At 66.6% G+C, this 20,770-nt stretch carries 26 protein-coding genes; 2 read left to right on the top strand and 24 right to left on the bottom strand.

The genetic code is table 11. The features are described 5' to 3' along the window. Nucleotides 1–7 precede the first annotated feature (7 nt). Complete coding sequence (locus H4F98_RS07615; protein ID WP_182686398.1) at nucleotides 8–982, top strand: DUF6999 family protein; 975 nt, start codon at nucleotides 8–10, stop codon at nucleotides 980–982. On the opposite strand, the gene H4F98_RS07610 is transcribed toward H4F98_RS07615, so the two are convergent. The 3 genes from H4F98_RS07610 to H4F98_RS07600 all read right to left on the bottom strand — a co-directional run bounded on the left by H4F98_RS07610 (nucleotide 883) and on the right by H4F98_RS07600 (nucleotide 2,831). Beyond that, nucleotides 883–1,986 carry a TraB/GumN family protein gene (locus tag H4F98_RS07610; protein ID WP_182686397.1) on the bottom strand — a complete coding sequence of 368 codons (1,104 nt, stop codon included), beginning with the start codon at nucleotides 1,984–1,986 and terminating at the stop codon, nucleotides 883–885. The two genes, H4F98_RS07615 and H4F98_RS07610, sit on opposite strands and share 100 nt — an antisense overlap. Nucleotides 1,987–2,268: 282 nt before the next feature. Then, nucleotides 2,269–2,538 (bottom strand): hypothetical protein, encoded by a 270-nt coding sequence (locus H4F98_RS07605; RefSeq protein ID WP_182686395.1) that lies wholly within the window; start codon nucleotides 2,536–2,538, stop codon nucleotides 2,269–2,271. Next, a complete protein-coding gene (locus H4F98_RS07600) occupies nucleotides 2,535–2,831 on the bottom strand; it encodes a hypothetical protein (RefSeq protein ID WP_182686393.1) in 297 nt (98 codons plus the stop codon). The genes H4F98_RS07605 and H4F98_RS07600 overlap by 4 nt, the downstream gene beginning before the upstream one ends. 256 nt (nucleotides 2,832–3,087) lie before the next feature. Between H4F98_RS07600 and H4F98_RS07595 the strand changes: the two genes are divergently transcribed. Next, complete coding sequence (locus H4F98_RS07595; protein ID WP_182686391.1) at nucleotides 3,088–3,546, top strand: DUF4410 domain-containing protein; 459 nt, start codon at nucleotides 3,088–3,090, stop codon at nucleotides 3,544–3,546. Between the two features lie 54 nt (nucleotides 3,547–3,600). On the opposite strand, the gene H4F98_RS07590 is transcribed toward H4F98_RS07595, so the two are convergent. The 21 genes from H4F98_RS07590 to H4F98_RS07490 form a co-directional block, all read right to left on the bottom strand. Then, nucleotides 3,601–4,275 carry a LamG domain-containing protein gene (locus H4F98_RS07590; protein WP_182686389.1) on the bottom strand — a complete coding sequence of 225 codons (675 nt, stop codon included), beginning with the start codon at nucleotides 4,273–4,275 and terminating at the stop codon, nucleotides 3,601–3,603. Beyond that, nucleotides 4,275–4,955 carry a DUF2793 domain-containing protein gene (locus H4F98_RS07585; RefSeq protein WP_182686387.1) on the bottom strand — a complete coding sequence of 227 codons (681 nt, stop codon included), beginning with the start codon at nucleotides 4,953–4,955 and terminating at the stop codon, nucleotides 4,275–4,277. Before H4F98_RS07585 ends, H4F98_RS07590 begins: the two co-directional genes overlap by 1 nt. Then, nucleotides 4,955–8,140: a phage tail protein gene (locus H4F98_RS07580; protein ID WP_182686385.1), complete on the bottom strand. Its 3,186-nt coding sequence runs from the start codon at nucleotides 8,138–8,140 to the stop codon at nucleotides 4,955–4,957. The genes H4F98_RS07585 and H4F98_RS07580 overlap by 1 nt, the downstream gene beginning before the upstream one ends. Then, the gene (locus tag H4F98_RS07575; RefSeq protein WP_182686383.1) at nucleotides 8,140–8,571 is read right to left on the bottom strand and encodes a C40 family peptidase; all 432 of its coding nucleotides are present in this window, start codon (nucleotides 8,569–8,571) and stop codon (nucleotides 8,140–8,142) included. The genes H4F98_RS07580 and H4F98_RS07575 overlap by 1 nt, the downstream gene beginning before the upstream one ends. Further along, nucleotides 8,568–9,584, bottom strand: coding sequence for a DUF2163 domain-containing protein (locus H4F98_RS07570; RefSeq protein ID WP_182686381.1), 1,017 nt, complete (start codon nucleotides 9,582–9,584; stop codon nucleotides 8,568–8,570). The genes H4F98_RS07575 and H4F98_RS07570 overlap by 4 nt, the downstream gene beginning before the upstream one ends. Then, nucleotides 9,581–10,255, bottom strand: a complete 675-nt coding sequence (locus tag H4F98_RS07565; RefSeq protein WP_182686379.1) for a DUF2460 domain-containing protein — start codon at nucleotides 10,253–10,255, stop codon at nucleotides 9,581–9,583. The genes H4F98_RS07570 and H4F98_RS07565 overlap by 4 nt, the downstream gene beginning before the upstream one ends. Next, on the bottom strand, nucleotides 10,255–12,336 hold the full coding sequence (locus H4F98_RS07560; protein ID WP_182686377.1) for a hypothetical protein: 2,082 nt from the start codon (nucleotides 12,334–12,336) through the stop codon (nucleotides 10,255–10,257). Before H4F98_RS07560 ends, H4F98_RS07565 begins: the two co-directional genes overlap by 1 nt. Nucleotides 12,337–12,339: 3 nt before the next feature. Next, complete coding sequence (locus H4F98_RS07555; protein WP_182686375.1) at nucleotides 12,340–12,564, bottom strand: phage tail assembly protein T; 225 nt, start codon at nucleotides 12,562–12,564, stop codon at nucleotides 12,340–12,342. A 74-nt stretch (nucleotides 12,565–12,638) separates the two neighbouring features. Beyond that, the gene (locus H4F98_RS07550; RefSeq protein WP_182686374.1) at nucleotides 12,639–12,974 is read right to left on the bottom strand and encodes a hypothetical protein; all 336 of its coding nucleotides are present in this window, start codon (nucleotides 12,972–12,974) and stop codon (nucleotides 12,639–12,641) included. An 81-nt stretch (nucleotides 12,975–13,055) separates the two neighbouring features. Continuing rightward, complete coding sequence (locus H4F98_RS07545; protein ID WP_182686373.1) at nucleotides 13,056–13,541, bottom strand: phage tail tube protein; 486 nt, start codon at nucleotides 13,539–13,541, stop codon at nucleotides 13,056–13,058. Nucleotides 13,542–13,618: 77 nt separating this feature from the next. Next, nucleotides 13,619–13,975, bottom strand: coding sequence for a DUF3168 domain-containing protein (locus tag H4F98_RS07540; RefSeq protein WP_182686372.1), 357 nt, complete (start codon nucleotides 13,973–13,975; stop codon nucleotides 13,619–13,621). Next, nucleotides 13,975–14,466 carry an HK97-gp10 family putative phage morphogenesis protein gene (locus H4F98_RS07535; protein ID WP_182686371.1) on the bottom strand — a complete coding sequence of 164 codons (492 nt, stop codon included), beginning with the start codon at nucleotides 14,464–14,466 and terminating at the stop codon, nucleotides 13,975–13,977. Before H4F98_RS07535 ends, H4F98_RS07540 begins: the two co-directional genes overlap by 1 nt. Beyond that, nucleotides 14,463–15,140 carry a glycosyltransferase family 2 protein gene (locus H4F98_RS07530; protein ID WP_182686370.1) on the bottom strand — a complete coding sequence of 226 codons (678 nt, stop codon included), beginning with the start codon at nucleotides 15,138–15,140 and terminating at the stop codon, nucleotides 14,463–14,465. Before H4F98_RS07530 ends, H4F98_RS07535 begins: the two co-directional genes overlap by 4 nt. Next, nucleotides 15,134–15,928 (bottom strand): glycosyltransferase, encoded by a 795-nt coding sequence (locus H4F98_RS07525; RefSeq protein WP_182686369.1) that lies wholly within the window; start codon nucleotides 15,926–15,928, stop codon nucleotides 15,134–15,136. The genes H4F98_RS07530 and H4F98_RS07525 overlap by 7 nt, the downstream gene beginning before the upstream one ends. Then, nucleotides 15,925–16,281, bottom strand: coding sequence for a head-tail adaptor protein (locus H4F98_RS07520; RefSeq protein WP_220479125.1), 357 nt, complete (start codon nucleotides 16,279–16,281; stop codon nucleotides 15,925–15,927). The genes H4F98_RS07525 and H4F98_RS07520 overlap by 4 nt, the downstream gene beginning before the upstream one ends. A gap of 1 nt (nucleotide 16,282) precedes the next feature. After that, nucleotides 16,283–16,639, bottom strand: coding sequence for a head-tail connector protein (locus H4F98_RS07515; RefSeq protein ID WP_182686368.1), 357 nt, complete (start codon nucleotides 16,637–16,639; stop codon nucleotides 16,283–16,285). Continuing rightward, a complete protein-coding gene (locus H4F98_RS16705) occupies nucleotides 16,636–16,893 on the bottom strand; it encodes a hypothetical protein (protein WP_220479124.1) in 258 nt (85 codons plus the stop codon). Before H4F98_RS16705 ends, H4F98_RS07515 begins: the two co-directional genes overlap by 4 nt. A gap of 215 nt (nucleotides 16,894–17,108) precedes the next feature. Beyond that, nucleotides 17,109–17,396, bottom strand: a complete 288-nt coding sequence (locus H4F98_RS07505; RefSeq protein WP_182686364.1) for a hypothetical protein — start codon at nucleotides 17,394–17,396, stop codon at nucleotides 17,109–17,111. A 67-nt stretch (nucleotides 17,397–17,463) separates the two neighbouring features. After that, nucleotides 17,464–18,780 (bottom strand): phage major capsid protein, encoded by a 1,317-nt coding sequence (locus tag H4F98_RS07500; RefSeq protein WP_182686362.1) that lies wholly within the window; start codon nucleotides 18,778–18,780, stop codon nucleotides 17,464–17,466. An 11-nt stretch (nucleotides 18,781–18,791) separates the two neighbouring features. Continuing rightward, nucleotides 18,792–19,484 (bottom strand): HK97 family phage prohead protease, encoded by a 693-nt coding sequence (locus tag H4F98_RS07495; RefSeq protein ID WP_182686360.1) that lies wholly within the window; start codon nucleotides 19,482–19,484, stop codon nucleotides 18,792–18,794. Then, the gene (locus H4F98_RS07490; RefSeq protein ID WP_182686358.1) at nucleotides 19,481–20,704 is read right to left on the bottom strand and encodes a phage portal protein; all 1,224 of its coding nucleotides are present in this window, start codon (nucleotides 20,702–20,704) and stop codon (nucleotides 19,481–19,483) included. Before H4F98_RS07490 ends, H4F98_RS07495 begins: the two co-directional genes overlap by 4 nt. Nucleotides 20,705–20,770: the final 66 nt, after the last annotated feature.

Raw genomic sequence — 20,770 nt, 5'->3', positions numbered from 1 at the left:
CACGCGCATGAAGCACGCACCCGACTTCCTCGACCAGGCGCACGACCCGCGCGACCCCAGCCCGTGGCTGGCGATGTACCTGGACCGCAGCACGCCGATCGACGAGACCGTCAAGCGCGCCTGGTTGTCCGACTCGAGTTCGGCCTCGCGCCAGTACATCCTGCCTTTCGTGCGCCCGCTGGCGCGTACCCTGATCGTGCTGATCCAGGTCGTGAAGGTGTTCACCCCGCGCAAGCTGGCGTTCTCGCGCTTCCTGCACCGGCTGCTGGCCTGGGGCATGGAGAACTTCATCCGCCCGGAAGCCAACTGGCTGATCCTGCGCCACTTCCACCTGGGCTCGCAGGTCCTGGGCTTCATTGCGAAGAACGCGCCGGTCGAGGTGCCGACCCACCCGCTCACGCCGGCGCGGATCAGCGACGTGCGCGAGGAGATGTTCCTCATCCACGACCTGAACCTCTACAACTTCATCATCCGGCTCAACCAGGGCCTGCGCGATGCCGGCCAGCAGCTGGGCCACGTCGACGACCCGGACCTGTCGATGATCGAACAGCCAGCGCTGTCGCTGGACGACATGCCGAGGCGGCGGCGCAACTTCCTCGACCTGCAGAGCTCGATCGAGCTGTTCACGCCGATCTACCAGTTGCTGCTCACGGACAGCGACTTCTGGCGCGCCACCAACTCGCTTCAACTCGACGAGACCATCGGCCTGTACGCAGCGACCCTGCTGGATGCCCGCGACCACCTGGTGCTGCTCAACAACCGGCATCCGCTGGTGCCGATGTCGACCCTGCGCGCGGGCTTCCGCCTGACCCTGCACGGCCTGTCCACCGAGATGCTGCACGGCCTGCTGGTGCAGCTGCGCGCGCAGCGCGAGGCCCGCGCTCAGTCGGCCGTGGCGGCCGCCTCCGCCGGCTCCGCCAACGCCTCCACGGCCTCATCGGCCTCCACCGCGGCGATTTCGTCGGGCGATTCGATGCGGTAGCCGCGCTCGCGCAGGGCCGCGGCCAGGCCGTCGTCGGTCAGCAGTTCACGCATCGGCAGCAGGGCCAGGGTGGTCGTATTCGCGGACAAGGCCCGCTCGGCCTCGCGCAGCCACTCCGTCCGCAGGCGGCCGCCGATGTCGCCGGCGCGGCTGCGCAGGGCCTCGATGCTGCGCGCGGCGTCGCGGCAGGCCTCGAACTGGTCGGTGTAGGGCAAGGCCCGCAGGCCCTCGAGGTCGCCCACCGCCCAGGCATTGGCGCGTTCGCGCATCATTCCCAGGTCGGTTTCCAGCCGGTCCAGGGTGCGGGTGAAGCAGGCCAGGTCGTCGATGCGGCCCTGCTTGAACTCCTCGATCGCGGCCTTGGGGTCGTCGATGCGCACCTCCACTCCCGGCTTGCTCAGGGTGACGCCGTGCGTCCGGGCCATGCGCTCGACGCGGTCGGCGACGTCCGGCTCGCTTTCCAGGCCCACGTCCTCGACCGCCTCGCCATAGAGCTTGAGCGCGGCGAACATCGGGCGCCAGCGCTCGATGCCGCCATCGCGACCGATGTAGCGCGCCTTCAGGGTCCGCCAGCGCGCGTAATCGGCAGGCGGCACCAGGTCCTCCAGGCGCTTGTCGCCGGGGTTCCTGCGCGCGCCAATCAGGCGCGGCGCCAGCGCCAGGCCACTGAAGAAGCCGACGTCGGCCTCGACATCGACGTTCGGCGCCAGCATCACCTCGTTGGCACGCGCCACCACCGCCTCGACATCGCGCGCCTCCCACTCCATCCGCCGCGGCAGCGGCGACAGCACGCCCAGGACCCACATCTCGTGGCCGTCGCGGCTGACCCGCCACAGGCCCGGCCCGGGCACCACGCCACTGACGACCACCGCATCGATATCGCGGATCGCCGGAGAGGGCACGGCGACGGGCACGGCCGGGGACGCGGCGTCCTGGGCGCTGGCCGCCATGGGCAACAACGCCGCCAGCACGAGTGCGGGACGGAACGGGGAACGGATGCGCATGCCGGGGTCCTTGCGGGGGGATGCGGCGAAGTACAGCAAAGCGCCCCGCAAACAAGAACAGCCGGAAGTCCCGGCTGTTGGTCGCTCATTCAGATTTGGTCGGGGTGGCCGGATTCGAACCGACGACCACCTGTCCCCCAGACAGCTGCGCTGTCGCGCCTATCTCTTTGAATCTGCTGCGGAATCACCCGGATTTGGGGGTCTCATAAGCGACGATTCATGCCCATATCCATCAATGGGTTGCATGCGGATAGGGTGATGGCCGCGATGGCCTGAGGACGCCTACCCGACGCGCGGCAGGTCGTGGGCGATGCCCAGGGCGTCAAGCATCTCGACCAGCCGGCCGTTCACCGGCAGCCAGTGCACGGCGTTGAGGTCGCCGCCGGCGTCCGCCCGGTTCGCGTCCTCGATGATCTCGTCGGCGATGCCGGCGAAGGCGCTCCAGAAGTCACCCTCCTCTGGGTACTCGGCGCGCAGCGCGGGGAGCTGGGCCTCGAGCGCGTCGCAGCGCTCGAGCAGGTCATCGAGGGAGGCGTAGGGGTTGGCGTTCATGGGGCGAGTTTACGCCCGTGGGGCGCCACCTTGGCCAGTGCGCCGGCCTCGGCCCTGAGCCGCGCCTCGTGGCGGCAGACCCAGGCTTCAATGCCGGCGGTACCGGTGGCCTTGCTCTGGCATCGCCGGGTCACCAGCGGCGCGTCGACGGGCCAGTGTGAGTTGAGGCGCGCGACCCAGCCGCCATCCACGCGCTCGAGCAGCATGGCCACCTGGGCGTCGCCCAGCACCACGGCGGTGCCCTCCTCGTCGTACTGGCTGCGCTTCGTCCATTTGAATCCGTCGGGGAGCATGCGGCCATGCTACGCCCGGACGTCGCACTCGATGGGATGGCAGCCCCGGCATCCCTACCGGGGCCCAGGACGGCGGATGGCCTGAGGCCCGCCCTGTTCGCCGGGAGAGAGCATGCCCTGCACTACCGGCCTCAGCCATCGGAGCGCGCCGCGCCGGCGTGTAGGACTTTTCCGACCCGAGCCCGAGGATTCGTCCGATCCCACCCGCGCCGGCACCGGTGTACCCTTCAGGCTCGATTCCACAGGGGGAACCACCATGCTTCGAAATGCCATCCTGCTCGGCGTGCTTGCGCTGCTCTCGGCCTGCGCAACCAACAGCGTGACGCATCAGGCAATAACCGCGCCGGCCGATCTGCCGTTCCGCTACACCATCCTCAACACCGAGGAGGCCAGCGTCGAGGGCTTGGCCATGCTGCGCGAATCGCTGGACGAGCATCTGCAGGCGGCCGGCAGGCTCGCTGCCACGCCGGAAGGACCGGCGATCCCGGTCGAGATCACCATCACCAACTACTACATGCGCCACGGCGGCGCGCGCTTCATGGTGGGGATCATGGCCGGCCGCGACAGCCTGCGCAGCCGCGTGCGCGTGTTCGATGGTGAAGGGAAGCAGATTGGGGCCTTCGAGGTCGAAAGCACGAACGCGACCGCGTGGGGCACCACCGGCGGCATGATCGACAAGCATGCTGAGGAGATCGTCGCGAAACTCACGCAGTAGCGTGAGTCGATAGCTGCGCTCTCGATCGAAGCGGGCACGCCACTTCGTGTCCGCTCAGCTGTTCGGGAACGGCACGGATGGTGGCGTGAACGCTCCGGTGTAGCGGGCTACCCCCTTCGTAATGCGGAACTCGTCGATGTAGCCGACCCATGGGAAGCTGGCGTTGAAGTAGGCGCCCACCGTCATGCCGGCGGCCGTGATGTTGGCAGAGCTGGTAAAGGAGACCACCGCCGTCCCATTGATGTAGAGAACGCAGGACGTGCCGTTGCGAACCAGAGCGAAGTGGATCCAGGTGTTGAGCGTCAGCGAGGTCGCGCTGCTGCTGAACACGGAGCCGTTGAAGTAGACCTGCCACATGCCCGACGTCTGGTCCCAGCCGGCGGCGATGCCTGCCGCGCTCCCCGACAGCGCGGTGTGAAACAGCCCGCGCGCGGTTGTCGCCGTGGCACGAAACCATCCCTCGATGGTGAAGTTGCCGGTGCCTACGCCTCCACCGCCTATGGCTGTCGTCGACTGGATGTTGCCCGACGCCACGAACATGGACGATGAGCCCGCCACCGCCTGGGCCGTGCTCGTCACCGCGCTTGCCGTGCGCGTCCAGGTGTTGCTCTTGATGTCCGTGAAGGTGGTCCCGCCATTTGCGCCTTCCATGTGCAGCAGCGAGGTGACGCTCCCGAAATAGGGATCGCCGCCCGTGGGCTGAGCCATCATGAGCCGGCGCAAGCCCATTACGCGGACTCCTGCATCGCGTAGCGCCAGGTGGTGCCCTGGTCGACCGTCGCCGCCGACAGCACGGTCACCGCGGCCGCTGCGGATGCGATCGCGGTATCGGAGCCGCCCAGGGCCTTGTGGCTGGCCGGGATGGCGAAGGTGCGCGAGCCGGTACCGTCCTGGGTGATGTGCAGTTCGTACTCGGCTGCGAAGCCGGCCGCCGGCAGGTTGCTGAAGGCCAGGGTGGAGACATTCTCGGTGAGCGTGGTCTTGAAGAACTTGCGCGTGCCACCCTGCAGGTCGATTGTCAGCGTGCCACTGCTGCTGCTGACCGTCGTCACCGTCGGCGCTGAGGCCGATCCGCCGCTGGCGGCATCCACGTAGGCCGAGCCGTTCCATTGCTTCAGGGTGCCGGCGACGTTCACGCGGATACCTAGCGACGGCGCGTACGCGATCCACGTCCCTTCCGCATAGATCGCGAGGTCGAACTCATCGAACGTCGACCACTGCGCGCCCGTGGCGGAACCCGTCATGATGTAGATGTCGTAGTCGCTGGGGCTGCCCGGCTGGGCGTCCGTGCTCTCGCTGATTACGAGTCCGTCCAAGATCGCATGCCTGAGCACGTTGTCGTTCGCCGGCAGGCTGTTCTCGTTCGTGCCTGACTGCCACGGGGCGCCTGGGCTGATAGGTGTGCTCATCAGGTAACTTCCTCGGAAACGGTCTCGCCCGCGCCCGTGTAGCTGTTGCGCTGAGCGACGGTGACGGTGATGGGGGTCGACCAGCCGGTGACGTCGATGCTGGTGCTTTCGGTGAGGGTGTCCACCTGGACCGCGTTGCTGCCGTCGGTAGCGGTCCAGCGGTAGCCAATCCAGTATTGAGACCGGACAGGCCGCACCTCGGTGCCGAAGCGGTGCCGCGGCACGCACGACAGCTCGAGGGTGTCGCCGTCCTTCTCGGCGAACAGGTGCGCGACCGGGAACTCGACCTGGCATTGCGCCGTCCACTCCTCCACGTAGGAGGCGGCGTTCTCTGGCAGCTGGCCGTTCGACACGGTCCGGTGTGTGATGTCCGTGCCGATCCAGGCCGACTGCATCGGCATGAAGCTGATCCCGTAGTCCAGGAGCACGAACAGCGAGCCCGGGGGATGCTCCGCGGCAACCGTGTTCAGGCGGCCGCGCGCGAGGTACGTCAGTTCCCAGGTCCGCTCGCCGACCTTCACGGCGTCTCGGTACTGCATGACCTCCCACCTGCGCACCCCGCCGTCATCCCAGGACAGCGCGAAGGCGCCACCCTCGCTCAGGAACTGCTGCTGGGTCAGCGTCTCGATCTCGTCGTCGCTGTACAGGTCAACGGTGATCGTGTTCGTCGTGTCGGTGTAGTGCGGGCTGGCCGCGGTCACGGTGCCCTGGGTGAGGCCGATGACCGAGCCTGGGGGGTTGAGGGCCAGCACGTTCGAGAAGCTGGTGTCCGCCTCGAGCTTCCGCTGCTGCGTAGCGCCCCACCACGCCTCCGTCTGGCCTACCGCCGCGACGCCCTGGTGCAGCGTGTCGAGGCTGTCCGCGAGCGCCGGGATGTCCAGCACGACGCCAACCGTAGCGCCGACAATGCTTGGCGGCGGCGGCGTGGTGGCCACCGCCGGCAAGCCGCTCACGTTAGAGGTGTAGCAGGACTGGCGATCGGCCATCCATTCGGTGCGAATGACGCCCCCGCCGTAGCGCCAGCCCGTCATGCGCAGCCGGCGCACCTTCCCGCGGATGCTGAACCCGATCACGACCGTCGGCGGCAGCGCCAGCAGGCTGTCAGGCAGGACGATCTCGTAAGTGCCGGCGATCTCCGCATAGATCACCGTCATCATGATGTCGGCGCGGCGCGTGATCTCGTCTGCGTCGCTGAAGACCACGGGCACGGACGCCGAGCGCTCGCCCACCACCAGGGCGTCCGGCGAGGTCCGCTTGATCGAGATGTTGGGCGCGCCATAGTCCGCGATCGGGTTCTGGTAGGCGACGTGCAGCACCTTAGGCCGTTCGTAGCTGTCCTCGCGCTCCCAGTCCTCGGGCCCCTCGATGATGTCGTCCTCGGTGAGGGTCACCACCGCGTCCGCGCCGCGCTTGACGTAGTTCAGGCGATAGCCGGAACCAGCATCGAACTCGCCCGCGTCGAAGAAGTACAGCGTCATGAAGGTGCGCATCGCGTCGGCGGCGCTGTAGTCGCCGGCGAGGACGACGCCCTCGACCAGGTCGGTCAGCTCCGACACGTCGATCTTCGTGCTCGGGACGTCGACCCGGTCGTGGAGCCAGGTGGCGATCGTCGAGAGCAGCACCTTCTCCGCGCTCGACGCGCCTCCCACGGGAGGAAACGACGCCAGCATCGGAAAGGTCGACTCGGCGACCGTCTCGTCGGCCGTCACGTCCCAATCCGCCGCGTTCGCGCTGTAGACCGTGACCTGCCGTTGGGTGCCCGTTCCGTTGTCGCGAGATACCGCGCTGAACCCGGTGCCATTGAACGTGATCGACGTGACGCGATCAGGCAGTGCGTCGTTCGCAAGGATCCAAGCGCCGGACGAGCGATAGGCAAGCTCGCCGGAATCGGTGCCGACGACCCAGTAGGGCTCGCCATCGATCACACCGTAGTGCACTGCCGTGACTTGGGTGGCCGAAGCAAACGTCGGGAGCGTCTCGGGCGTCAGGTCGCCTGCATCGGTGGAGCGCCCGACGAACGGCACACCGGACTGAGTGCCGCCCACCATCATCTCGAAGTAGTTGGACCATGCGCAGACGAGCGTGTAGCCGGCGCCAACGTTGTACGTTAGCGGCCAGGTCCCGCCCTCGTCGGGGCTCCGGAACAGCCGGTAGTCCTGGACCGCTACCCATGCACCGTTGAGGTATAGCGTCTGGAAGCAGCCCTGCGCAGGCTTGCCGACCTCGACGAATTGCAGCCCGCCATTGACGCTCTTGCGGCAGTTCTGGACGCCGCCCGAGATGATGATCGTCTGCCCGTCGGGGGAGCACTGGCCCAGTTGCCCGCTTCCGCTTCCAGAAGGCCCCGCGCCGGTCGCCGCGGTGTAGTTGTCGCCGGCGTCGTCCGTCCAGTAATAGGAACCGCTGCTGCCGTAGAGAATGTAGCGCTCAGGGGTCGGAATCAGGTTGGAGGCGTTGACCGGGGGTGGCAGCTTCCACGCGCTCCAGTTCTGGCCATCGAGCGAGACGCGAAAACCGCCGAAGCGGGCCCAGACGGTGTCGACGAGCGGAGCCGTCTGCCCCGCCGAGGCGATCTCGGCCTTGATCTGCGGCGCCTTCCCGTCTCTGCTGGTCACGTCGTAGTTGGGGAAGACGATGTAGGGTGCGCCGCCCCGGTACGATGGGACGTTGCCGGCGCCCATGTAGGCCTCGAGGTCGGGATCCGGGTCCTGGGAGTTGTTGCCCGGGTAGAAGGTGAACTCTTGGGCGAACTCGGCCGACTCGGCGGCGATCTGACTGGTCGGGGTCACGTCGTACCGAAGCTTCCCGTCTATCCAAAGCCGCAGCAGGATGACGCCGTCGTCGGGATAGGCCGACTCGCCGAGCCCGAAGGCCATCGTGCGGTAGAAGCGGTCCTGTTCCGTCTCCGTCCCACTGCCCTTGCTCTGGCGCTGGCGAATGGTGCGCTTGATCAGCGGACCCTGGTGGATCATGCACACGCCAACGGCGCCCTTGCCCAGGACGATCGGGCGGAAGCCGCCTTCGCTTGCGGTGTTCTCCTGTCCTTCGCCCAGACGCGGTCCCTTGATGACCTGCGGGTCGACGTAGCTGCCGACGGCTGCGCCGATCGCGCCCCAGACCGCTGGACCGCCAGGCAAGAAAAAGCCGGCAACGTAGCCGGCGACGGTGAGCGCTTGGCGGGCCATTACACGGGCCTCCGGAAGACGTGCGTGATCCGCGCTCGGTAGCGGTCGTCAAGCCGACGTTCGATCACGCGCCCCTCGTTCCCGTTGGATTCGATGAAGTTCAGGCCGCCGCCGGCGCGGTCGGCGACGATGCCAAGATGCCGCGGGATGCCCGACCGCGGGAAGTGGAACACCACGATGTCCCCTGGCAGGAGGCTGGCGGCCGAGATCGGTGCGATCGCCACCTCATCGCCCAGGGCGGCGCGCAGGCGCGCGAGAAGCTCGGCCGGGTCAGCCTCGGTGCCGTAGGCGCGGAAGTCCGGCAGGTCGACGCCAAGCTCGCGGTAGACCCCATGCGGCATGCCGACGCAGTCGACACCGAAGCGGTTGCGCCCCTGGTGAAGGTAGCGAACCCCGAGCCAGGTTCGCGCCTGAGAAACGACGCGGCTCATGCTTCGACCGTCGCGTATGGGACGCTGGTACCGCCGCCGCCTGCCGGGCCGACCGCGGCGCCCGGCGTGGACAGTTGGTCCGCGTTCTCGGTCGGGATGTCGGGATAGCCCTTGAACACGTCGATCCAGCCGGAGCCAGCGTGGGCCAGGCACCCTTTCTCCGCGTCGCGCGCGATGAACGTGCAGCCCACCCGATACTCGAGCTCGTCGTCGACCTCGATAGGGAATCCGGCCTCGTGTCGGAGGGTGATCCATCCGTCGGCCGTGTTGCCCATGATCTCCAGGGTGCGCCCTGCGTTCCGTCCGGTCGTGAAGATCACCCGGCCTGGCACGAACGCGTTCACGTCCCACTCGCTGTCGACGTCGCCGGGGTCGATCCGGAAGTTCAGGGTGTTCTCCAGGCCGACTGCCGAGACCGTGGAGGTCTTGAGGTAGACCGTGAAGTCGACGCCGCACCAGTCGCGCCTCACCTGCGGCCCGGGGAGAAGCGACCCGAGCTCCTGGGTGCCCTCGATCGCCCTGCAGGTCTTCGTGTACTTGGAGCAGACCTCCTGCTTCAACTGCGCCGCCAGGCCGCGCAACTCGTTGATGAAGCTCAGGCCATCGTCGCGGACGGAGACCTTGCCGATCGTCCCCTCCTGCAGCGTGATGTGACGGCCGGTCGTCAGGTCCTCGTAGTTGACCAGGTAGAGCGCGAACTCGGCATAGTCGAGCTGCCCAGCGTTGATCAACTCCTCCGAAACGGGCACGTCATAGACGGGCATCAGGGAACGGGCCTCGGCGTTGGCGACCGACAGGTCTGCCTGCGCCTCGACCAGCGAGGCCTCGAAACCGATGGGGGCCGAGAACAGCACCTCGCCCGTGCCGGGGTTGTACCGCACGGACTGGTTCGTGTCCGTAAGCCCATAGGGGCTCATCCCGGGCGTGACCGGGCGGATCAGCAGCAGGGTGCAAAGCGTGGTCGCGCCGCGCTGCAGCTCGGCGAGCAAGGCGGGATGGACGTAGCGAATCATGAGCCGCTCGAGGCCACCTCTTCGGGCGCCGGCATCTCCCGCAGGTAGACCGAGCCGTTCACCACGTAAGGGCCCGCGCCGTCGTCCCGGGTGGCGTTGTCGATCGAGAACGGCAGCGTGTCAGCGTCGAAGCGCACCCAGTGCGCGAACTGCCCTGACCACCGGACCACCTCCCCGCCCGCCAGCGGGCTGTCGAAGACCACCAGCCCGCGCTCGTGGTCAACGGTGAAGGCCGTGGTGACGGCGCCGTCGACCGTGACAGTGGGATCGGCTTCGATCGCTGATCCGTCCGTGTCAGGCACGAACAGCGCATAGACCTGGTGGTAGAAGCCCACGCCCTCGATGATGCTCCACTTTCCCAGCTGGAACTCGGTCTGGCCGGCCTCCGCGACGGCGACAAGATCGTTGTCGGCGGAGTAGTTCAGGCGATTGCGGTAGAGGAACACGCCCCAGCGTCCCCGGCGGTTCAGGAACATACTGAAGATCGGCGCGTACTGCGCCTGGGTGATGTTCTGGAAGGGAAGTTCGAACGAGAACTGGGGCTGCTGCCAGTCGGCGTTCCTGCGCTCGCGCCCGTTCTTGTACATGACCAGCCGCGTCCTGAACTCAGGACCGCCGGTCCAGCCATAGGCCTCGCACGTCGGGATGAAAGCCGGCAGATACTCGGACATCAATTGTTCCTCTGCGACTCACGGAGCGCGCGCTCGGTTTCGCGCGCGATTTGCTGGCGAGACCGGTAGTCGACTTGCCCCTGAACCACCACGCTGACGTTGTTCGACTGGCCACGGCCGCCGGCCATGGCGCGTTGGGTCTGTCCATTCGAGAGCACCGTGCCAGCGGTACGCGGGATGAAAAGTTCAGGCCCTTGCTCGCCGATCAGGTACGCGTGCCTTGGCATGGCGTCGCCGCCGGTGGCGCGGGCGCCGCCGAAGACCGCGCCGATAAAGCTACCGATGGCATCCCCCCAGCTACCACCACCAGGATCCCCGTCCTTCCCCAGCAGGCTGTCGGACAACTGCTGCGCGGCGATATCCATCAGCACGTCGAGGAATCGATCGGCGGCATTCTCCAGTGCCCCCATGATGCCCTCGCCCTCGCGAAGGTCGCCGAAGAACCCACGGAACGCGCCGCGCAGCCCGTCCATGGCATCGATCTGGTCGTCCATGATGTCGCGCTGGCGCTGCAGGTCCTGCGTGGACTCGATGATGGCCTTCCCAAACTCGGACTCAGCGTCGACACCGGCCCACTTCAGGTTGTTCCAGACCTCCTGGGCGTCGGCCGACATCTGTACCAGTTGCGTCTCCTCTTGGATTGCCGACAGCACGTCCTGCGCCTGCTCCTGCCGGCGGGCCTGCTCCTCCGCCACGTCGCGCGCGGCGTCGGCAACGATCTGCTCGTGCTCGGCGATGAGGTCCAGCATGTCCAGGTGCTCGGCGTCCTGGATCAGCTGTGCGGCTTTTGCCGCGTCGAGGGCGGTCAGCGATCCATGCTCGAGCTCGTAGCGCACGCGCGCGGCCTCGCTTACTTCGCCGTGCAGCGCGATCTGCTGGTCGAGCTGGTCGTTCATCGACTGGTAGGCGCGCTCGAGCGACTCGGCCGCCTTCTCGGCTTCGCTCTTGCCGCCCTTACCGCCGCTCTTGCTGGGCGGGTCTATCACGAGCGGGTCGACAGGGGCACCCGGCGTGTTGACGTTGGAGAAGCGCGGGTCCGTAGACTGCCGGATGATGGTGAAGTTCGTGGTGTTCCTGTTCTTGGGTCCTTCTGGTCGACCTAGTACGGACGACGTGGCGCCTTGAGCGGCCAGACCGAGCCCCCGAGTTACCTGATCCCAGTTGAGATTTGCGACTCCTTTCGCTGCTTCGGCAAGGCCGTAGAAGCCTTGAATCGCATCGTCCAGCTTCTCGGTCAACGTGGTGAAGAGCCAGACCGCAAGTTTCACGGCGCCACCTACTGTCCGGATGACGTCTGCGATGTCCTTTGCCGTCTCGCTGAACCCGTCACCGCTCTTCGCGGAGTCGGCCCATTCGTCCGTGAGCGCTTCGAGGTCGGGCAACAGGTCGCTCGCGACAGCATTCGCAAGCCCGGTCGCTGCGCCCTTCAGCCGCGTCAGGTTGTCGTTGAAGGCCTCGGCGGCCTGACCGGCTTCCGTCGTGATGGTCTGCCCCAAACGGTCCGACTCGTCAGCCATCGCCTCCAGCCCGGCGCGGCCGTCCTTCAGCAGTGGGATCAGGTTCTGGAACGAGCGACCGAACACCTGCATGCCGAGCGCCATGATCTCGGGCGATCCGCGGTGCTTCTGGAAGGCGTCGGCGAAGTCGAGGAATACCTCATAGGTCGGCCGGAGCGAACCGTCTGCGTTCTTGAACTCGATCCCTAGGGCCTTGAAGCCATCGACCTGCTCGGTCAGGCCGCGCGCCGCATCGCCCTGGGCCTTGGCCAGCTTGCCCATGCTCTTCGTCAGGTCCTCCACCGCCACGTCGGCGAGGGACCCGGCATAGGCCAACTGGCTGAACTGCTCGGTTGGCATCTGCGCCCGCTGCGCTGCCTTCGAAAGCTCGTCCATGTGGTCGATGGACTGCTTCAGCGCCGTCACCACCAGCGTCGCGCCTGCCACGAACGCAGCACCTATCGCGGCACCGACGCGCTTGGCCTCCTTCTCCAGCGCCCGCATGCGCTGCTCGGCGCGCTTCGAGTCCGTCTCGAACCCCCCCGTCTTCATGATCAGGTCGATGACTACACTGCCGGCTGCCATTGCTCAGGGCCTCGTGGAAGGATCGAATCCGAGGGCGCGCATCGTCGCGATGTCCGCCTCGGAGTACTGGTCGCCGAACACCGGCGGGGAGAGGAAGTCGAGCTTCTTCTGGAAGTCACCACCCATTGATGCCGAAGCCAGCGCGGCAGGCCGGTGGTAGCGGTGGTGGTCGTCGAACGGGTAGAGCCGAAAGAACTCACGCCAGACGTCGAGCTCGGCCGGCGACATCTGCCGGATCTCGCCAAGGGACTTCCCCAGCGCCAGGCCGAGCGTGCACAGGAACCAGAGCCCGCCCTTGCGGGCTAGTCGTTTCCCGAGTCGCCATCCTTCTGCGGGTTGTTCACCGCCTGGAAGGCGCGGACGAACTCCTTCCGCACCAGCGGCCTAAGGCTGCGCGCGGCGTCCGCGGTGAAGATCGCCTTGCCTTCTTCGTCTCGAATGGCCTTGGCCAGAACGCGAGGCAGGGAATTGATCCGGATCTCGCGGTCCGGATCTCGGGTCTCTTCGACGAACCGGTCAACGTCGATCGATGGCAGGACCCGGACGTGAACCGTCACCGTCGTGTCGCCGATGGTGACTTCCTGGGGTACCAGCTCGTCGCTGGTGAAGGCGCCCAGCGCCTTGAGGTCGATGGTCATAGCCGTTCCAAATGTGAGCGGGGTGGCGGGAACGGCACGGCTAGACACCGCCCCAGGCCCACCCCATAGCAGAGTCAGCCGTTACGGGGTCGGGCCGTTCCAGTACGGCGTGACCGCACCGGAGCGCTGGATGGTCAGCGTGCCGCGCACGACCTCGTTCGTTGCGATGTCCAGGTTCACGTCGGCGATGTAGCCGCTGAAGCCGAACGACGTGCGGTCAGCCGGAGCCGCCAGTGCATCGTTGCTGTCCAGCGTCGGCGGATCGCTGCCGTCGCTCAGGCAGATCATCATGGACAGGGTGTCCCCGGCTTCCTTCAGGTCGAACAGCACCTGATGGGAGGTCTCCCACGGCTTGAGGACGAACGGGACGGAGACCTGCCCCGGATTGCCGAGACCGCGCACGAACGAACGGTCCTCGGTGTTGTCCAGGCACGTGGTGTCGATCTGGTCGGCGGGGCCGCCCAGGCCGGTGATGCCAGTCGGGCATGCCATCTTGAGCACCGCCGCGACGCTGCTCGACAGGGTGTCGGCGATGAACAACTCGGAACCTTGGGTTTTGACGCTCATGGTGATTGCCCCTCCTGTTGTCGGGCATGAAAAAAGCCCTCATCGGGCCGGGGGTGGAACTTCGGTTGTCGCGCCGATCAGCGCTGGGTGATGAAGTCGGCCTCGATACCGACTCGGTAGAACTTCGTGTCAGGCTCGCGCAGGTTCACCACGACCCTGTTGTGCACCCCCGCCGAATCCAGCGCGGCGCGCACCGCTTCGGCGAGGTCGCGCACCGTGCGCTCAGCCGTGGGGCCGGAGTAGCAGTCGATTTGCACGCTGGTGAAGTCCGATTGCGGTGCTTCGCTCAAGGTGTCGTGCGGCTGGCCAGTGACGATGAACCAGGTCACGTACGGCGGCGGCGTCTCAGCCGGCATGTTCATGCCGATGCTCTCTCCCACCAGCGCCAGCACCGTCGCGTTCGCCCGCAGCGTCTGGTAAACCGGAGGGAACATCAGCCGCGCGCCTTGTTCTGGGACGCCAACTGCGCCACCGCGCGATCGATCCGCTTCTTCAAGTCGTCGACCACCAGCGTCACGACCGCCTGTCCGTTCTCCGTCAGCGCCGGCCGGAGCCATGGCGTGGCCGGCTGGTGCTGGGACCCGTACTCGAGCAGGTTCGCGGTCATCAGGGGATTCGTCCGCACTCCGTCGGCATTGATGTAGTCGCGCCGCTTGACCCGGACCAGGTACCGCTCGCCCTTCGTGCCGAATGGCTTCTTCCCTCGACTGGCGATGACGCGCTTCTCCAACTCACCGGTCGACCGGCTGCCACCGATGGCGATTGACCGCCTCAGGTTCTCCCGTGCGCGGTCGCGCAGGTAGCGCGCGCCCTTGGCCAGCGAAAGCTTCACAGGTCCGCCTCGCTTTGAAACCACCTCCTCAGGAAGCGACTTCAGGGTCTGGACGATGCCGTCGACGCCGGTGATGTTGAACTCGACCTTCACAGGTAGTGCCTCGCTCCGTCGCCGATCCAGTTGCGCAGGACCTGGCCACCCGGATCAGGTGTCCCGAAGTCCTGCCGGTGCCCCATACCGATCCCGCCGCGGCCCGGAAGCCCCTTAATGCCCACCACCCGGTTACCGTCGAACAGGTGACGAGAGCGGTGCCGGCGCCAGAGCTGCATGTCGATGCCGGTGAGATTCGTGCGCAGGACCTGCCTGAAGGCATCCAGCGCACCGCCGCGCATCGCAGTCGCGCACAGGCTTGCATGTCCGGTGTTGCCCATCTCCCGCGCGCGGCGCGTGGCGATGTTGTAGTAGCGGCTCCGGCGCTCGCCGACCAGCTCTGCGCGCTGCAGTTCGCCGGCGACGTGCGTCAGCCAGTCCGCGGCGTAGTGGTCATCGTCCTCGATCACCACCACGCGCTCCCCGGCGCCGACCACCTCCATGCCTGCCAGCAGGTTTCGCGCCTGCGTGTTCTGGCCGGGCTGCCAGTGCGGCGTCGGCCGGATCGTCTCCAGCGTCCAGCCATCGCGCCGAAATGCAACCGGCTGCGGCTCCGGACCGTCGTCCACGATCACCCAGCGCACCGGGCCGGCGTAGTCCTGCGCGGCCATCAGGCGCTCGCACAGCCCCCATGCTTGCGGCCTGGCGCCGGTGGCGGTCAGCAGGGTCAACATCCGGCAGCCTCCAGAATCTGCTTGGTCACAGTGCCTGCATCGTGGTGCTGGGCAACGTGGTCGCGCAGGCTGCCGCGCCCTACTGCCGCCTGCACCGCCTCCGCGACGATCTCCGGCGTCGGCTCAACCCCGCCGCGGCCGCTGTAGTTTCGCGCCATCGACCCGAGCGTGTCCGGGTCCAGCAGCGGTCCCTGGTAGGCGCTGCGGTGGTCGCAAATCACCACCGGCACGCCGCACGCCATCGCCTCCAGCGCCGCGCGTCCGGTTGCGAGCACGCACACAGAGCGCCGCAGCATGTGCCGCAGCTCCACGCCGCCCAGGTCCCGGACGTGCCGGAACTGCAGGCTCAGGTCCGCGGCGACCGCCGGCAGGAAGCCGAGCCCGCCGCGATAGCTGAACCGGGTCAGGTTCTCGCGCACCACGACAGCCGGACTCCAGAAGTCCAGGTTGATCGGCTGCCGGATCACCGGCCCCGAGCCGTTCCAGTGGTCGCGGATACCCTCGGACGTGAACACCACCCGGTCACCGACCGGTGCCTCTGCCGGGATGATGCCGTGGCAGACGTTCAGCACTCGGTCGCAGAGCCCAGCCGCCGGCGCGGTGTCGCCGAGGTTTGCCATGATGCCCAGGTCGAACCGGTCGCGCGGGACGGGCAGCTCAGGCCCCCACATGGCAACCGAGTGACCCAACCGCCCCAGTAACGCGGCGACCGTCGTGCACCAGCTCTGCACGCCGCCGATCTGCCGGCGCCCGAGCGGCGCGTGCTTGGCGGCCAGGAGAATCCTCATTGGCCAGCCGACGGCCCAGCGGTGCACTTCATCCGGTACTCGCGGCGCGCGGTGCGGTCGACCTCCACGCTGCCAATGCCGAACTCCTCCCCGTCCCACAGTATCCGCCAGGACTGCTGCAGGCCAGGGAACCACCGGCAGGTGATACGAGCCGCGACCTCCGCCTGCACTGCGCCGCTGGCGCTGAACTCACGGCCGGGTCCGGTCAGCACCTCGGCCGGCACGTTGGCCAGTTCCGTCTCGCTGTCGAGCCAGACGTTCTGCCAGAACTCCTGCAGCACGCCCTCGCTGTCCCGCTCGCTCGAAAGCTCTTGGAAGGTGATGCGATGTCGCAGGCGTCCCGGGTTCAGCACGTCAGACTCCCAGGCCTACCCGGTGCTGGTGCAGCAGCGACTCCACCGCAGGCATCTTCGAGTAGATCGTCCCGGTGACACCCTGCGTCCGGTTCTCGTAGTACTCGCCCACCAGCAGCAGGACCGCCTGCTTCACGCCCGCCGGGACTTCGCCCAGCGGCTCAGACGACGACGAGGAGCTCACACATCCGTCGGCGAAAAGCCAAGGGCACTCCTGCTCGTCCGCGATCGATGCACGATTCATGTACCCGGCCGCGTAGCTCTCGGCAGCGTCGATGTACTGCTGGATGATCTCGTCGTCATCGTCGTGGATCACCAGCAGGTGCTTCTTCGCCTCAGCCAAAGTGACATAGCTCATGCCAGCACCTGCTCCAGTTCAGCCCGCGGGAAGACGTCCAGCGCCGTCTCGCGAGTCGCGTTGATGACCGGGATCCGGCCCATGTGTTGTCGCACCTGCCGAAACTGACCAGGCCACTTCCGCACGGTCTTGGGTGCTGCATTGCCGGCAGTACCCGGAGGGTGGTCGCCGTGCCAGTGAGTGCGTCCGCCGGTGTGCTGACAGTCGTAACCCAGAAGCAGGATTCGACCCGCGCCGAAAAGCTTCGCCAGCACGATTGCCCCTGCCCCGCTGTTGCCGAATGGATTGAACGCTCGACCGTTGACTTTCAGCTGGCGGAGCCCGAGTCGCGTGACAGCGCTACTGCAGGTAAGCCGCTCCCCAGTGAAGGTAGTGGCGACCTCTGCGTGGTGGACCTTCCACCAATCACCGTCCATCGCGAACAATACGTCAGCCCAAGGGCAGAGCCGGAACGTCGTGTTCGTGACGATTACTCGTCGGCCTTGTCCGCCTTCTCGCCACCGGCGGACGGCTTCGCAGTCTTCTTGGTTGAGGCTTGGGCCGCTTGCGATGCAGACGACTTCTTCGCCCCGCCAGCGGCCTTCGAAGGGTTGCCTTTTTCCTCCGGCGCGCCTGGCTTTGCCTTCGTGCCGTAGACAAGACCGCCCCGCTCCAGATCGTCGATGTACTTGTCGTCGCCCTTGATTGCCTGCCCGCGACGAACGCGCTCACCCGTATCGGCGCGCCGGAAGGCCGCCTTCGAGATTGCTTGTTTCATGGGATCACCTCAAAGAAGCAGGGCCGACCCGAAGACCGGCCCCGCGAGTGACACAGAGCTCAGAGGCTTACGCCGACTGGCCGGACAGGTTGCCGTGGACGAAGGCCAGCGGGCGCTTCACCGCGAGCGCGAGGCGCTCTTCGAACAGGATCGAGACCATGTTCTTGATGAAGTCGTCCTCGTTCTCCGTCGACACGAACACGGCCGCGACCATGCGGTCGTAGATCGTGGCGGCCTGGCGGAAGGCGCCGACGAGGAACTCGCCCTCGGCCAGCGCATCCGACTCGACCACCGGCAGGCGCCACAGGCGCGGTTCGGCGCCGTTGGTGACCGAGCTGAACAGGTAGCGATTCTCGCCGTCCTTCATCAGCTCGATCGCCGCCCAGTCGGCCGGGTTCAGCACGATGCCGCTGGCCGAGTAGAACGACTGGCGAACCTGCAGGATCGCCCGACGCAGCACGTCGACCCGGGTGTCCCCGGAGTTGACCAGGCCGTAGTCGAACCCCGTGGCCTGCGGAATCAGGCCGAGCAGGTTCTCGCCGGTGCCGTCGCCCTCGAGCAGCTGGTCCTCCTCCTCCTGGCGCAGCATCTCGAAGCCTTCGGTGTTGATCTCGGCCTGCAGACGCGGCATGTCCTGGAGAACCTCAGACGAGGTCTTGAAGTAGTGGGCGATCTTCTTCACCGCCGACTGCTTCTTGTCGAACGTCAGGTCCGACTTCGGCTTCGTACCGGTCTCCGACACCGGGCCGGCATTGTTCGTGCGGACGTTGGTCTGCACCCACTCGACCAGGTTGGAGTTCACCGGCACCGTCGGGATCAGGCTGCGCAGCATCAGCGGCCGGTACGGGTCCGACACGATGTCGGGGTCGCGGTACGACCAGATGCCATCACCAGCCGAGGCCTCGACCGAGGTGATGTCCTTCAGCTCCATCGGCGCCGACATGCCCTTGTGGCGACCCTTCGATGCGAACTGCTTCAGGGCGTCGGACTCGACGAACATCTCGCCGAGCGACTTGCGCTGCTCGGGGTCGTCGTTCGCTGCATTGCGGATCTGCTCGAGCGCGTGGAGACGGGCCTCGAACTCCCTCTCGGCCTGCTCGTGCTTGTTACCGAGCTCGGTGATCAAGCCTTTCGTCTCGTCCAGCACCTTGCCGTGCTCCTTGACGTCGGAATCGGCCTTGGCAATCGCCTCGGAAAGCTTGTTCGCCTTGGCGTCGAAATCCTTGACGGCCGTCTTGAACTCGCTCGCGAGCTCGGGCAGGTCGTCCAAGGCAACGGCAGCGGCCGGCGCGATCAGGTAACCAGCGGAAGCATCGAACGCCATCACGCAGGCGAGTGCCACCGCCACCAGGGCCCACATGGCCCAGCGGGAATCGAATTTCATGGGAGGTTTCCTTAGTTGCTTCGAAGGATGGCCAGCGCAGAGCTGACCGGGTTCTTCGCCTCGGTGTTGCCGGACTCACTCCGGAGCAACTTCACCAGGCCGCCATTGGCGATGGCGACGGCCTGGGTTTTCGAGAAGCCTGCCTCGCGCAGGAACTTCTCGAATTCTGGGACGGTCGGCAGGTTGCCGGCCTCCAGTGCTGACTTGACGGCATCGATCCGCGCCTCTTCATTCGCAGGGAAGGTCACGATCGAGCCTTCCCAGAGTCGGATTTCCGTGAGCTCGCGATTCCCGTCCTTGTCGACCTTGTAGCCGACGGTCTCGAAGCCGATCGACATGCCGGTGATGGCGCCGGCCTTCATGAGCGCGTGCGCCTCAGCCGCCTGTCGCACATCGGCTACGAGCAGCTGGCCTTCGACATACAGTCCCGTGTCGTCTTCCTTCAGCACGTCGAACACGCCGAGCGGCATATCCCACCGGTGCTGCCAGAGGATCACGACCTTCCGGCCCTTCGCTGCGTGATCCTTCAGCGTCGCCTTGAATGCGCCCTTGCGGATCGTGTCGCCGTAGGCGTCACGATTGCCGAAGACCGCGAGGTAGCCAGAGAACCGGCCCTCAGCGTCAACGCTCTTCACCTCGAAAGGCAGAGCCAAGTGCTTCAGCTTCGGGGCGCCGTCCTTTCGTTCAATGTGCCTGGTGTTCATGCGGCTTCCTCCTGCTTCAGCCAGTTCATCAGGGCGGAGCGCACGCTCGCCCCGGCGTCCTGATTGCCGAGCTGTTCGATGGGGACAAGGTTCGATTGCACGGTGTAGATGTCGCCGCCCGGAATCGGCGGAAGGTTCTCGAGTCGCCGTACATCGTTCCGGCTGAGCCAGCCGTTCTGAAGCGCCGAGGCGTAGAAGGCCTGGCGCGCCGCACTGTCGCCGCGCAGCAGCCCCTCGAAGTTGTATTCGGCGTACAGGTCGACCTGCTCAGCCGGCGTCAGGAACGCATCCCAGATCGCCGTCTCGACCCGCTTCATCCACGGCATCAGCGTGTAGGCGAGGAACCACAGGTTCAGGTTCTCCGACGAGCTCGCCCAGGAGGAGGCCTTGTCGCCACGGCCGATCATCGTCGGGGGCACGCCGAACAGGCTGCAGATCTCCTCCGCCGAGACGTTGCGCGACTCCAGCAGCTGCGCGTCGTTCGGGTTGATCCCGATGGTGCCGACGTCCATCTCGGCTTCGAGGATGGCCGGCTTACCCGCATTGACGGCGCCGGAGATCCGGTTCTCGATTAGCTCGCGCGCATCATTTCGCTGCGTGGGGTTGAGGATCTTCGGGAACTTGAAGTAGGTCGTCGGCATCAGGCCGCGGCGGAAGGTGTTGCCGGCAGCCTTGTCCGCTGCCATCGCCAGGCCCATGACCTCGATGCCGTGCTCGATGACGCTCCTGCCGTTCTCCCCATCGGTCGTAAAGGCCGGGATGTAGCAGACCTTGTCGGCCCCGATCTCGCGCGTGGTGCCGTCGCGCTCGGTGTATTTGTACTTGTCCCCGTGCCGGGCGATCCGGCATGGATGGAGAAACTCGATCGACGACATGCCGCCGGCGCCCTGGCGCTTCGGCTCAAGGTACGCGCCGCGCTGTAGCAGGATGGACGAATAGACCGCCTCCCAGAAGACCGGGGCGATCATTCTGGCGTTCGGCTTCATGCGCAGCAGCCGGTTGAGCGGGTGCTTGCGCTCGAACTGCCGTCCGGTCTCCGTCATCCGGTAAAGGTTTAGCGGCAGGGTCGCGATGCGCTGGGAGATGAGCCGGACGCACGGATACACCGCGGCCAGCTGCATCGCTCGCTCAGCGGTAACCCGCTCGCCGGTCGCCGCCTCGCGACCATAGAACGCGGCCCATTGCGAGTAGTCGGTGAACCGGAAGCCAAACCAGTTCAACAGTGCAGATTTTACGCCGCCTGGTCCGGTCGCCCGCTGCTCAGGCTCCAGTCCACGAGCGATTGC

It is taken from the genome of Marilutibacter spongiae, assembly GCF_014145325.1.
In the GTDB taxonomy this organism is placed as follows: Bacteria; Pseudomonadota; Gammaproteobacteria; order Xanthomonadales; family Xanthomonadaceae; genus Marilutibacter; species Marilutibacter spongiae.
This window is presented reverse-complemented; position numbering and strand designations above follow the sequence as displayed.